Origin of the sequence: Mesorhizobium sp. M0166, from assembly GCF_040322255.1 — a bacterium.
In the GTDB taxonomy this organism is placed as follows: domain Bacteria; phylum Pseudomonadota; class Alphaproteobacteria; order Rhizobiales; family Rhizobiaceae; genus Mesorhizobium.
Genome location: NZ_JAMYTD010000011.1, coordinates 1 through 12,862 on the forward strand (window position 1 = coordinate 1; position 12,862 = coordinate 12,862).

Consider the following 12,862-nt stretch of genomic DNA (forward strand, 5'->3'; position numbering starts at 1 on the left):
TCGCAATGCTCATCCAGCCATTGCGACATCGCCTTCAACTCGTGGCCGATCTCGTGTGTGGCGAAAAGATCGAATATGCTGGCTTCTTCTCTATTCGGCGGCTTGAGGTCAAGCACTTTCGAGCTTTCCGCTTCGCCGGCATCTGACGTCTTTCGCGGGTCTTGCTTCTCTTCGGGATCGGCGCCTTGGCCCTCCCAGTATGGGGAATCCGCAGAACGAGGTGGAACAATCTTGGACGCGTCCTGATGTACGATCGGCACCGCCAGCATAGCGAACTCACCTCATCCATCGTCCCGCGAAGGACGTTTTTCCACCGGCAAGTGGAACTTTGTTGTCTCCTTCTTAACGGCCCAGTTCAGACGGCGACCGGTGTGCTTTCCTTTGTCCAGCGGAACCGTGTGCCATCGCTCCACATGCGATGCATGATCACCGCTAGTCTACGGGCGAGCGCAACGATGGCCCGCTGCCGACCACGCCGCTTGGCGACGTTCATCGCCCAGGCCTTCAGCCAGGACCACTTCGTCACGCGCGTCAGTAGGACCTGCGCGGCTTCGTAGAGCAGCGTTCGCATCATATCGTCACCGCATAACGAGATCCGGCCGACCCGGCGGCTTTCGCCCGACTCATGGAGCACAGGTGTCAGACCCAAAACCGGTCCGACCGCTTTCGAATTGCGGAAGCGGGCCGGAATGTCGATGGTGGTGGTATAGGCCAGAGCCACGACCGGGCCTACACCTGGTGTCGTCATCAGTCGGCGGCAAACTTCCTCATCCCGGACGATCGCCAAAAGCTTGCGGTGAAGGGTGGCAAAGTGCTGGCGCAGCTTGCCGCGAGCGTCGAGAAGCGGTTCGACGATTTCGGCCAGATCAGGCATGCCTTCAACCAGTTCGTGGATGCGTTGCTCGAATTTGACCGTACCGACGATGCCGACCTTGAGCCCGAAGTTGCGCAGCAGCCCGCGGATGTCGTTCTCGATGGCAATCGCCTTTTCCTGCAGCAGCTTGCGCGCCGTCAGCAACGCCCGACGCTTCTGGCTCGTCAGGGTCTTCACATGCACCGGGCGGAACAGGTTGACCCGCATCATCTGTGCGATGCCGCGCGCGTCATTGCGGTCGGTCTTGTTCACCTGCGCCTTCAGGAATGCCTTGGTGTGACGCGTCTCAATGCAGATCAACGGCAGGCCGGCTTTTGCAAGGCCCTCGAACAGCCATTGCGATAAGGGCCCGGCTTCAAGACCGATCCGCTCAAAGTTCCAGGCAGGATCCTTGAGCACCCGCGCAAGATCCTCCGGATGGCTGGGAACTTTCATCTCGCGGCAAACCGTGCCTGTTTCGTCGACGATGCACACTGCCGTCTCTTTCACCGAGACGTCCAATCCTGCATAATGTTTCATGCTGCGCTTCCTTTCCTGATGCTTGCGGCTGTTTCGGACAGACCACGTTCTACCATCAGCTCGAAGCGCAGCACCTCCATGCCGCTCCGCCAAGATGGGGCGCAAGCCGAATACCCCATCTTGGACGGTGCGTTCTTGGCGCATTGTCGGCTCCGGCGGTTGCAGATTGTACTTTGGAATCAGTGGCATGAGACCAAAGTGTACCTGAAACCGCCGGGCCTTGCCCGCGCAAAGTCACGATTTAGGCAATAAAATCAACAGTTTGACGTTTGTGGACGGAAACTAGTCTAGCCCGATTGCGGTGACACGAGTGCGGTCGACTACGGTGACAGTGCGCTTTTTAGCGAGCGCTCTCAAAACCCTGCCTGGTCCCGAAACAGCTCGGCATTGTCGAGCTTCGAGACCTCGATCACCGCCTGGGTACGGCTGTAGACGTTGAGCTTACGCAGAATTTCGGAGACATGCGCCTTGACGGTGGTCTCGCCGACCTGCAGCTCATAGGCGATCTGCTTGTTGAGCAGGCCCTGGCGCAGCATCTGCAGCACTTTGAGCTGCTGCGGCGTCAGCGTAGCCAGGCGCTGCACCATCTCGGCGCGGTCGGTGCTTTCGACGTCGCGCGGCCGGCCTTCATAAGCTTCGGGAACATAGATCGCGCCTTCCATCACCGAGCGGATGGCGGCCGCAAGGTCGCTCTTGCGCGCCGATTTCGGGATGAAGCCAGCCGCACCGTAGGACAGCGCCTCGGAAATGATCTTCGGTTCCTCATAGCCGGAGACGATGACCACCGGCAGGCGCGGATAGCGCGTCCTGAGCTGCAGCAGCCCGTCAAACCCATGCACGTCGGGCATACTGAGATCGAGTAGCGCCAGGTCGAATGGCTTGGCATCCGTCAGAAGCTCGAGCGCCTCGGCAATCGAGCGTGCCTCGACCGTGTCGACTTCCGGATAGGCCATCTGCACGGCACTATGCAGGGCCTCGCGAAACAGCGGATGGTCGTCAATGATCAGGAACCTGGCGCGATCGGTCATCAGCTTCATTTCGGTTTGGTTTGGCCTAGAATAGTCCTGCAACCATGGCCAGCTTATTGGCAAATAGTACATTGCCATCTTGGCCGGCTAAAGCAGAATGTGCCCATGATTCCCGCGGCGCCACGCGGCAGATGTGGCCGTTCCAAAATGCAATGCCTTGCCCGGTGGCCCAAATCGGCCGATCTGGGCTGCGCCAAGTCAGAACCAACTGATCGCAGTCGCTGATGTTGAAGCCACACGATCCGGTTGGACCAATTCCAGCGTATTCCCGTTGAGCCCAACGCCGCCGAGGCTGACAGCACGTCGGCAATGACTTACGAAGCGCGTCCGTCTACGCGCTCGCCTGCGTTCGTTCCAACGCATGGGACCGGGCGATTTCGTCCGGCCCCCAAAGGATAATGTCTGATCGGTCGTTAGGCCGGCAACGCGCCGGATCTCTTGGCCGTCCAGGTGGCGATATAGTCCATCAGGCCGGGATTGAGGCAATCATAAGGTTCGAGCCCGATCGACTTCAGCTGTGACCTTATGCCGTCCATGCGGCTCGGATCGACACCGGACTCGATGATCGACGAGACAAAGGCGGTGAAGCCCGGCGGCGACCAGCCGTCTTCCTGGAAGCGCTCGGGATGGATGAAGGACAGCCCCTTGAACGCGTGGTCGCGCTCGACCGGGCCGTGCATGTGGACGCCGCAGCCGGTGCAGGCATGGCGCAGGATCAGCGCGCCCGGATCGACGACCTTCAGCTTGTCGCCGTTTTCGGTTACCGTCACGTCGTTTGTACCGGCAACCGCCACGACCGAGAACAGTGCGCCTTCCGGCTTCCAGCATTTGGTGCAGCCGCAGGCATGGTTGTGGGCGATCTGGCCTTTGACCTTCACCTTGACCGGGTTGCTGGTGCAGGCGCAGACCAGCGTGCCGCCGGCAAAATCGGCCTTTTCCCGTGGCAGTCCATTGTCGATTTTAGGATGCAGTTTTTCCGGCATTTTTGTCTCCTCCCGTTTTGAACATCTGCATTTTTCGGCCGCTGGCTGGTTAGCCGGCGGCTTTCTCCTCCTCAGTAAACCACCACGCTCCTGATCGACTTGCCTTCATGCATCAGGTCAAAACCCTTGTTGATGTCCTCGAGCTTCAGCGTGTGGGTGATCATCGGATCGATCTCGATCTTGCCGGCCATGTACCAGTCGACGATCTTCGGCACGTCGGTGCGGCCGCGCGCGCCGCCGAAGGCGGTGCCCATCCAGGTGCGGCCGGTGACCAGCTGGAACGGCCGCGTCGAGATCTCCTGGCCGGCGCCGGCAACGCCGATGACGACCGACTTGCCCCAGCCGCGATGCGACGATTCAAGCGCCTGGCGCATGACTTTGGTGTTACCGGTGCAGTCGAACGTGTAGTCGGCGCCACCGATCTGGTCGGCGCCGCGCTTGGTCATGTTGACGAGATGCGCCACGACATCGCCGTCGATCTCCTTCGGATTGACGAAATGCGTCATGCCGAATTTCTCGCCCCATGCCTTCTTGTCGTTGTTCAGGTCGACGCCGATGATCATGTCGGCGCCGGCTAGGCGCAGGCCCTGGATGACGTTGAGGCCGATGCCGCCGAGGCCGAAGACGACGGCGGTCGCGCCTTGCTCGACCTTGGCCGTGTTGATGACAGCACCGATGCCGGTGGTGACGCCGCAGCCGATGTAGCAGATCTTGTCGAACGGGGCGTCGGCATTGACCTTGGCCACCGCGATCTCGGGCAGCACGGTGAAGTTGGAAAAGGTCGAGCAGCCCATATAGTGGAACAGCTTGTCCTTGCCGATCGAGAAGCGCGAGGTGCCGTCGGGCATCAAGCCCTGTCCCTGCGTGGCGCGGATGGCGGTGCACAGGTTGGTCTTGCGCGACAGGCAGGACGGGCACTGCCGGCATTCCGGCGTATAGAGCGGGATGACATGGTCGCCCTTCCTGACCGAGGTGACGCCCTTGCCGACGTCGACGACGATGCCGGCGCCTTCATGGCCGAGGATCGCCGGAAACAGGCCTTCCGGGTCGGCGCCCGACAGCGTGAACTCGTCGGTGTGGCAGATGCCGGTTGCCTTGATCTCGACCAGCACCTCGCCATCGCGGGGACCTTCGAGGTCGACCTCCATGATCTCCAGCGGCTTTCCGGCGGCAACGGCGACAGCGGCGCGCGTTTTCATCAGGCAATCCTCCCAAGACAACCCATAGAGTTTCACATTCCGGCATTGCTGCGGATGATCTCGGAGTCGAAGACCGCAACACGCTCATTCACCGCGTATCTCCGCGAAAAGCCATAGGACTAAAGCAGACACGCAAGTCCACTTGCAGGGCTTTGATAAATCTTGTCGGGTCCGCTAAGCTCATTGTGGGCACCTTGAATTCGCGCTGGTCCGGGAACAATCGGACTTTAGTGCAAGAATGGGCAGTTTTATCGATGATGAGCGCGGTGCCAGGCACTCTCGCGGCCTTTTTGTGCTTATTTTTCCAGACCGCCAACATTGCGGACGTGATGGCCCAGGAAGCGACGGGCAAGCAACCGGTCGCAACCGACAGGCCAGAAAGAAAGATAGCTGAAATCAGAATAGGTTATTTGCGGGCCTACGCGCCGCAACTGGCACTTTCGCTTCTGGACCTGCCGCCACGCGACGAAGGTGTCGCCGGCGCCAATGTGGCGATCGGCGATAACAATACGACAGGAAAGTTCCTCAGCCAGAAATTCAACCTCGATATAGCCGAGGTCAAGCCGGACGCCGACGCGGTTCAGGCGTTCAACGATCTGATTGCCAAAGGTGACCGCTATGTCGTCGCGGACCTCTCGGCCAAGCAATTGCTGTCGATCGCCGATATCGCCCGCGACAAGGGCGTTCTGGTCTTCAATGTCGGCGCCACTGACGACAGCCTGCGCGAGGAAGACTGCCGCATAAACATTTTCCATGTGGCGCCGACGCGAAGCATGCTGGCCGACGCTCTGGCGCAGTATCTGGTGGTAAAGAAATGGCCGAATTGGGTGCTGCTCTACGGTTCGCATGAGCCGGATCATCTCTATGCGGCCGCGTTGCGCCGCGCGGCGGCCCGCTTCGGCGGTCAGATCGTCGCCGAGAAGGAATTCAAAGACACCGGCACGGCGCGCCGCACCGACACCGGCGCCACGCAGATACAGCAGCAGATTTCCGTGTTCACGCAGGATCTGCCGGACCATGACGTGGTGCTTGTTGCCGATGAGAGCGAGGTGTTCGGAACCTATGTACCCTACCGCACATGGACACCGCGGCTGGTCGCTGGCACGGCCGGTCTTGTCGCATCCTCCTGGCACCCCGCGAGCGAGCAATGGGGCGGCATTCAAATGCAAAGCCGTTTCCTGAGGACGACCGGCCGGCGAATGCTGTCCAAGGATATGTCGGCCTGGACGGCGGTGCGGGCCGTGGGCGAAGCCAGCACGCGCACCAATGGCGACGATCCGAAGAAGATCAGCGACTACATCCGCTCGGATGATTTCTCGGTCGCCGCCTTCAAGGGACAGAAGCTGACCTTCCGCAAGTGGAACCACCAGCTTCGCCAGCCAATCCTGCTCGGCGACACCAAATCCGTGGTCTCGACATCGCCACAGGAGGGTTATCTCCACCAGATCTCCGAGCTCGATACGCTCGGCGTCGATCAGCCGGAAACCAAATGCGTCCTTAAGTAGACCAATCGGGAGGAATTTTCGTGCAGAGACGAGCTTGCGCACTCGCCATTCTCGCAACCGGCTTCATGGTCAATCCGGCGTGGGCTTACACCGTTTATGTCTCCAACGAGAAAGACAATACGATAACGGTCGTCGACACGGCGACGATGAAAGTGGTGAAGACCGTCGAAGTCGGCCAGAGGCCGCGCGGCATCACCATCTCGCATGACGGCAAATTCATCTATTTGTGCGCCAGCGATGACGATACGATCGAGATCATCGATACCGCGACGCTGCAGATCGTGGGCACGCTGCCATCGGGCCCCGATCCCGAACTGTTCGTGCTATCGCCCGACGGCAAGACGCTCTACGTCGCCAACGAGGACGACAATCTCGTCACCGCGATCAACATCGAGAGCAAGCAGGTCATGACCGAGATTCCCGTTGGGGTGGAGCCTGAAGGCATGGCCGTCAGTCCCGATGGCAAAACCATGGTCAACACCTCCGAAACCACCAGCATGGCGCATTTCATCGACACCGACAGCCATGAGGTGACCGACAATGTCCTGGTCGACACGCGTCCGCGCTTTGCGCAATTCAAGCCCGACGGATCACAGATCTGGGTCAGCGCCGAAATCGGCGGCACCGTCAGCGTCATCGACAGTCTCAAACGCGAGGTGGTGAAGAAGATTCAGTTCGCGATTGCGGGACTACGGCCCGAAACTATCCAGCCAGTTGGCATCGCGATCAGCGCCGACGGCAAGAAAGCCTATGTCGCGCTCGGCCCAGCGAACCATGTCGCCGTTATCAACACCGAAACCTACGAGGTGGAAAAATATATCCTGGTCGGCCAGCGCGTCTGGCATCTCGACTTCACCCCTGATCAGAAGACGCTGATCACCACCAACGGCAATTCCAACGACATCACCTTCATCGACACGGCGACCGACGAGCCGGTTCAATCGGTTACGGTGGGCCAGCAGCCTTGGGGCGTGGCCATTTCGCCCCACTAAACCGCAGCGATGATCAGGGAGGCCGACATGACAAATCTTTGCCGCGGGGCTGTTGCAAGTGCACTAGATAACCAGCGCGCACCGAAGGAGCCAGCCGCATGCAGCATGTGATGACAGGCGGAGCTGGAGAGGAGGTGGCGGCGCTCGATGTTGCCGGTATCAGCCATTCCTATGGTCCGAAGCGGGCGCTCCACGACGTCTCATTCTCAATCGCGCCGGGAACTTTCACCGTTCTGCTCGGCCTCAACGGCGCCGGCAAGACAACTTTGTTTTCACTGATCAGCCATCTCTACGGCACCCGCCGCGGGTCGATCCGCATCTTCGGCCATGACGTCAGCCGCGCATCGGGCGAAGCACTCAGGCGTGTCGGCATCGTGTTCCAGGCACGCACGCTCGACCTCGACCTCAGCGTCCACCAGAACCTCTCCTACCACGCCTCGCTGCATGGCATTGGCGGACACCAAGCGCGGCAGCGCATTGCCGCGCTGCTCGATACAGTCAACATGCAGGGCCGTCAGCATGATAAGGCACGCAGTCTTTCCGGCGGCCAAATGCGGCGAATCGAGATCGCGCGAGCGCTGCTCCACCGGCCTTCCCTGCTGTTGCTCGACGAGGCGACGGTCGGTCTCGACATTCAGTCGCGTGCGGGAATTTTGGCCACCATCCGCAAACTCGTCGAAACCGAGGGCATCGGCGTGCTGTGGGCGACGCATCTGATTGATGAGGTCGAAGACGGCGACCATGTCGTCGTGCTGCGGCAGGGCGACCTGGTTGCCAAGGGTAAGGTGGCCGATGTCGTTGCGACGAGCGGTGCCAGTTCGATCCGCGACGCTTTTTCCAGGCTCAACCGCATCGAAACAAGCGGCATCGCGGAGATGTCGCCATGAGCGCTCCGGCAATGCCCGCAAAAGTCGCCGCCCGCACGCCGGTGAAGTTCGAACAGTTTGGGCTCCGCCACTACCTCGTTTGCCTCAAAGGGATCGTCGTGCGGGAGTGCCTGCGCTTCCTGCATCAGCGCGAGCGCTTCATATCCTCGCTGGTTCGGCCGCTCGTCTGGCTGTTCATTTTTGCCGCAGGATTCCGGCAGGTGCTCGGCGTATCAATCATCCCGCCCTACAAGACCTACGTGCTCTACGAGGTCTACATCACGCCGGGCCTGTGCGGCATGATTCTGCTGTTTTCGGGCATGCAGTCTTCACTGTCGATGGTCTATGACCGCGAAATGGGCAACATGCGCACCCTGCTGGTCAGCCCCTTCCCGCGTTGGTTTTTACTGATCTCGAAGATGCTCGCCGGTGTCGCCGTGTCGATCGCGCAGGTTTACGCGTTCCTGATCGTTGCCTGGTTCTGGGGCGTCAAGGCGCCGCCGCTTGGCTATCTCACCGTACTGCCGGCGCTGTTCCTGTCAGGCATGATGCTGTGCGCGCTCGGCATGCTTTTGTCTTCGATGATCAAGCAGCTCGAAAACTTCGCTGGCATCATGAACTTCGTCATCTTTCCCGGCTATTTCGCTTCTCCGGCACTCTATCCCTTGTGGCGTATCCAGGAGGCTAGCCCCCTGCTCTACAAAATCTGCCTCGCCAATCCGTTTACTTACGCCGTCGAACTGATCCGCTTCGCCTTCTACGGCCAGGTTGACTGGCTGTCGCTGGGCGTCGTTGCCGGCTGCACGCTGCTGTTCCTTGCCGCCGCCATCATCGCCTACGACCCTTCGCGCGGCCTGATGACCCGCAAACAGGACACGGGAGGAAATGCCTGATGGCACGAATGAGCCTTGTTCGCGGCCTGGCTCTGGTCGCGATGCTGGCGCCGGGCGTCAACGTCATGGCGGCCAACCCCGATCCGGACTGGCCCTGCATACAGCGCAAGGTGCCGCAACTCTCGCTGGGCCAGATCTGGACCGGACCGGACCTTCCTTCAGCGGCGAAGGACTGGTCGAAGGACCCCACCATCTCCGCCCTGGTCGAGGAAGTGGCAGCTCGCCGGACGCCGATTGCGGAAGCTCAAAAGAAGATCAGGGATTTCGCCGCCTCCTTGCCGGCCGAGCAACTTGCATCCAAAATGGCGATGCTGGTGCAAGGCATGTTCGATCACCTGGACGCCGAGCGCTCGCAGGTGATCTCGGGCATTTCGCGCTATGCCCACAAGCAGCTCCAAATGGCCGCCGCATTGCGCAAGGAAGCGTCCGATGTCGATGCGTTGCGGGCAAGGCCGGATGCAGATCCCGGCGAGATCGATCGGCGAACCGAACAGCTGAAATTCGCAACGCGAATTTTCAATGAACGCGTCCAATCACTGACTTACGTCTGTGAAGTGCCGACGATAATCGAGCAGCGGCTTTATCAATTGTCCAAGGTCGTCTCGGAAACGCTCGCCGCGAAGAAATAGAACCTCATTCAATCTTCGCGGCGGATATCACGATCCGCGGCCGGGCAGCACGCGCCAGCGCTGAACGAAATAACCGGGATGCGTCCCGATCCACTGGGCTACCAGCGATTGCGCCTGCACGAAGGCGGTCCCGGGATTCATCGCCAGGCCGTCCACCATCTGTTCGCGTTGTTCACAGGTCTGCGGCACATCCGTCAGGCAGACCATCATAACCAGCGTGTAGAGCATTACCCCTTGTCCCCATCGAATCCCGAACCCCATGCCCGGGAGCTTCCGTGATACCGACCAGTCTGCAGGGGTCGCACATACGGATCACTTACGGGTGTGAAAGGAACGTGGCCCCCGCTCTTTCGCGCCGCAATATAACATGACGCTAATCTAACTCCAATGACCGCAGGGCTCAGTCGCGGACGCGTGCGCATCGAAGATGCGCGTCTGGCTGTGCCAGTGCCAAAAAATGTGAACTCCTGGAACGCGCGCTCCCATAGGCTCGACCCAAACAGGACTATCATTGTTGTCGACCTCAGACCGGAAGCCCGTTCTGCTTTCGCAGGCTTTTGTCGAATGCGGATGCGGGGACGAAACGGCGCAGGAAACTGACCTGGCGCGCCATTTTTCCAGCCGCATAGCGCCTCTTCGGAGCGGGATCGGTCGCAGCCGCCAAAACGGTCCTGGCTACCACTTCCGGCGCATCGCCTTTTTCCATCGCTTTCCGCACAGCTGCATTCATGCCAGCGCGCGCAGAGTCATAGATATCAAGCAACTGATCCGGCCTGGCGAGATTTTCTTCAAACGAGGTGCGGGTATAGGCGGGCTCCACCAACACGACGCGAATTCCGAAAGTACGCAGTTCGTGGTCGAGCGATTCGGAATAGCCCTCAACGGCATGTTTGGTCGACGAATAGAGCGCGAAATAGGGAGCTGGGATGAACCCCTGCACCGAGCTCAAATTGACGATTCTGCCCTTGCCTTGACGGCGCATTGTCGGCAACACCGCTTTGGTTACCCGCATAACGCCAAAGACGTTCACGTCAAATAACGACTTGGCCTGGGCCATCGAGGACTCCTCCGCGCCACCAAGCAGGCCAACGCCGGCATTGTTGACGAGCAGGTCGATGCGCCCGGTCTCGGCCAGCACGTCCTGGACAAGTTTCGCCACGGACGTGTCATCGGTCACGTCGCAGGCCAGCATGGTAACGCCGTCGGATCGGTCGGCGACCGCGCGACGGCTGGTTCCGAACACACGAAAGCCCGCGTTCTGCAGGGCTTTGGCCGTTGTGTGCCCGATGCCGCTGGATGCGCCGGTCACCAGGGCGACGCCTAGATTGGTCTTATTCATGAAGGTCACTTCTTTCTTCGTATTGAATTGACGTTGGGGGAAGCACGACAGGTCGGAGCGAAAGGCATCAATCACGAGCGCCTCCGGTGCTCGCACCGGCGAGATCATCCGTCCAGCGCCGGAACAGCGCGCTGGCATTAACGCCTCCGAAGCCGAAGCCATTGGAGATCGCATAGCCCATCGCCATCGGCCGGGCCCGGTTTGCGACGAAGTCGATCCCGTCGCCGGCTGGATCGGGAGTGCTCAGATTGAGGGTCGGCGGTGCCATCTGATCCCTGAGTGCCAGGATTGCGAAGATAGCTCCGAGCCCGCCGGCGGCTCCGAGCAGGTGTCCGGTCGCCGATTTCGTTGCACTGACAGCTATCGCGAAATCGCGCCCGAATACGCTCTTGATCGCTTCGATCTCACCCAGGTCGCCTACCGGCGTGGAGGTCGCATGGGCATTGAGATGATGAACCTCGCGGGGCGAGATCCCTGCTTGGGCGACTGCGATCTCCATGGCCCGGCGCGCACCGTCGCCGTCCTCGGGACCGGAGGTGACGTGATGAGCATCCGCAGTCGTGCCGTAGCCGACAAGCTCGGCCAGCGGTCTTGCGCCGCGCGCCAGCGCGTGGCTCAATTCCTCGATGACCAGCATGCCGGCTCCCTCGCCCATGACGAAGCCGTCCCGCGACTTGTCGAACGGTCGGGAGGCCTCATCAGGACGGTGATTAAAGGAGGTCGAAAGAGAGCGTGCCGCGGCAAACCCACCGAGGCTAACAAGATTCATGCATGCTTCCGTCCCGCCGCACACAGCAATATCGGCCTCGTTGGCGCGGATTAGCCGAGCCGCATCGCCGATCGCCTGAATGCCGGCCGCGCACGCCGTCACCGGTGCGCCGAGCGGACCTTTGAAGCCATGGCGTATCGAGATGTGGCCTGCCGCGAGGTTCACCAGGAAGGACGGCACCGTAAGAGGTGATAGACGGCGGACGCCGCGCCGGTCGACCGTGCGCACCGCCTCGGTTATGGCCGGGAACCCGCCGACGCCCGAGGCGATGATCGTGGCCGTGCGCAAGCGATCCGCTTTCGAGGCGGGGACCCATCTTGCTTGGGCGAGCGCCTCTTCTGCCGCCGCCAACGCAAAGACAATGAACCGGTCTACCTTGCGCTGATCCTTCAGCGGAAGGACGGCTTCCGGATCGAAACCGGCGTCCGGATCTTCTTCTGCGGAGGGCACTACCCCGCCGACCTTCGCCGGCAGGTCGCCCACCACATCATCCGCAAGCCTCCGGATGCCCGAGCGGCCGGCCAGGAGACGCGACCAGGACGTTTCAACATCGGCAGCAAGGGGCGTGACCGCACCCATGCCCGTAACAACAATCCGTCGCATCTATTTTCCTATCAGTTCGGGCGCGCCGCCGGCGCAGCCACGCCGTTCAAGCGTCGGCTGATTCACGAACCTGATTGGCCGCCGCATCCAGAAAGGCCTGCGCGAGGTCAGGATCGTTGATGACGCGCGATAACATCAGCGCACCGACCATCGTCGAGAGAATGGCCATGGCCTTACCATCGAACTCCCCGCCATTGGCCTCGGCAAGGAAACGGCCGAGGATCTCGAGATGCTCCTTGATCCCGGCTTCGAACGGCGCTTTCACGTCCTTGCCCTGTCTGGCGGCATCCGAGCCGAGCGCCACGATCGGGCAGCCGTCCATCTTTTCTCCGCGATGGTCCATACTGAGGTAGAACGCGATCACCGCCCCAAGCGGGTCATCAGGGTTTTCGGCCGTCGCGGCCGACCATCGACGGGTGGCGCTCTCCATCGCCCGCCTGGACGCCTGCGCCGCCAGGTCGTCCTTGGATGCGAACTGTTTGTAAAACGCGCCTTGGGTCAGTCCGGCACCCTTCATCAGATCCTTAAGGCCGATACCGTCAAAGCCGCGCTCGCGAAAAAGGCGGCTTGCCACGTTGATTACGGTTTCGCGGTTTTCCGCGGCCTGAGTACGACTTACGCGCATTGTCGACCTCTTTTTTAGATTGCATTCGTAATCTATAC

At 60.8% G+C, this 12,862-nt stretch carries 14 protein-coding genes; 5 read left to right on the top strand and 9 right to left on the bottom strand.

Annotation, left to right across the window (positions count from 1 at the left end):
• The 5 genes from NKJ46_RS14510 to NKJ46_RS14530 form a co-directional block, all read right to left on the bottom strand.
• Positions 1 to 269, bottom strand: a 269-nt coding sequence (locus tag NKJ46_RS14510) for a hypothetical protein (protein ID WP_352665659.1), incomplete at its 3' end; no start/stop codon positions are given.
• Positions 270 to 355: 86 nt separating this feature from the next.
• Positions 356 to 1,393 carry an IS110 family RNA-guided transposase gene (locus tag NKJ46_RS14515; protein ID WP_352665801.1) on the bottom strand — a complete coding sequence of 346 codons (1,038 nt, stop codon included), beginning with the start codon at positions 1,391 to 1,393 and terminating at the stop codon, positions 356 to 358.
• 353 nt (positions 1,394 to 1,746) lie between these two features.
• On the bottom strand, positions 1,747 to 2,430 hold the full coding sequence (locus NKJ46_RS14520) for a response regulator (RefSeq protein ID WP_352665660.1): 684 nt from the start codon (positions 2,428 to 2,430) through the stop codon (positions 1,747 to 1,749).
• A gap of 404 nt (positions 2,431 to 2,834) precedes the next feature.
• A complete protein-coding gene (gfa, locus tag NKJ46_RS14525) occupies positions 2,835 to 3,404 on the bottom strand; it encodes an S-(hydroxymethyl)glutathione synthase (protein ID WP_352665661.1) in 570 nt (189 codons plus the stop codon).
• Between the two features lie 71 nt (positions 3,405 to 3,475).
• Positions 3,476 to 4,603: an S-(hydroxymethyl)glutathione dehydrogenase/class III alcohol dehydrogenase gene (locus NKJ46_RS14530; RefSeq protein WP_352665662.1), complete on the bottom strand. Its 1,128-nt coding sequence runs from the start codon at positions 4,601 to 4,603 to the stop codon at positions 3,476 to 3,478.
• Between the two features lie 329 nt (positions 4,604 to 4,932).
• Here NKJ46_RS14530 and NKJ46_RS14535 point away from each other — a divergent pair, with 329 nt between their 5' ends.
• From NKJ46_RS14535 to NKJ46_RS14555, 5 genes are all read left to right on the top strand, one after another.
• On the top strand, positions 4,933 to 6,108 hold the full coding sequence (locus NKJ46_RS14535; RefSeq protein ID WP_502903401.1) for an ABC transporter substrate-binding protein: 1,176 nt from the start codon (positions 4,933 to 4,935) through the stop codon (positions 6,106 to 6,108).
• 20 nt (positions 6,109 to 6,128) lie between these two features.
• Positions 6,129 to 7,100, top strand: a complete 972-nt coding sequence (locus tag NKJ46_RS14540) for a YVTN family beta-propeller repeat protein (RefSeq protein ID WP_352665664.1) — start codon at positions 6,129 to 6,131, stop codon at positions 7,098 to 7,100.
• Positions 7,101 to 7,198: 98 nt separating this feature from the next.
• On the top strand, positions 7,199 to 7,987 hold the full coding sequence (locus NKJ46_RS14545; protein ID WP_352665665.1) for a lanthanide ABC transporter ATP-binding protein PedB/LutE: 789 nt from the start codon (positions 7,199 to 7,201) through the stop codon (positions 7,985 to 7,987).
• Positions 7,988 to 7,998: 11 nt separating this feature from the next.
• Positions 7,999 to 8,859, top strand: a complete 861-nt coding sequence (locus NKJ46_RS14550) for a lanthanide ABC transporter permease protein PedC (RefSeq protein WP_352665802.1) — start codon at positions 7,999 to 8,001, stop codon at positions 8,857 to 8,859.
• Positions 8,859 to 9,488: a hypothetical protein gene (locus NKJ46_RS14555; protein ID WP_352665666.1), complete on the top strand. Its 630-nt coding sequence runs from the start codon at positions 8,859 to 8,861 to the stop codon at positions 9,486 to 9,488. The genes NKJ46_RS14550 and NKJ46_RS14555 overlap by 1 nt, the downstream gene beginning before the upstream one ends.
• Positions 9,489 to 9,515: 27 nt before the next feature.
• Here the strand turns inward: NKJ46_RS14555 and NKJ46_RS14560 are convergent, their stop codons facing one another.
• The 4 genes from NKJ46_RS14560 to NKJ46_RS14575 form a co-directional block, all read right to left on the bottom strand.
• The gene (locus NKJ46_RS14560) at positions 9,516 to 9,716 is read right to left on the bottom strand and encodes a hypothetical protein (protein WP_352665667.1); all 201 of its coding nucleotides are present in this window, start codon (positions 9,714 to 9,716) and stop codon (positions 9,516 to 9,518) included.
• Between the two features lie 295 nt (positions 9,717 to 10,011).
• Positions 10,012 to 10,827, bottom strand: a complete 816-nt coding sequence (locus NKJ46_RS14565) for an oxidoreductase (protein WP_292654870.1) — start codon at positions 10,825 to 10,827, stop codon at positions 10,012 to 10,014.
• A gap of 67 nt (positions 10,828 to 10,894) precedes the next feature.
• Positions 10,895 to 12,199, bottom strand: coding sequence for a beta-ketoacyl-ACP synthase II (gene fabF / locus NKJ46_RS14570; protein ID WP_352665668.1), 1,305 nt, complete (start codon positions 12,197 to 12,199; stop codon positions 10,895 to 10,897).
• 46 nt (positions 12,200 to 12,245) lie between these two features.
• Positions 12,246 to 12,824: a TetR/AcrR family transcriptional regulator gene (locus NKJ46_RS14575; RefSeq protein ID WP_352665669.1), complete on the bottom strand. Its 579-nt coding sequence runs from the start codon at positions 12,822 to 12,824 to the stop codon at positions 12,246 to 12,248.
• Positions 12,825 to 12,862: the final 38 nt, after the last annotated feature.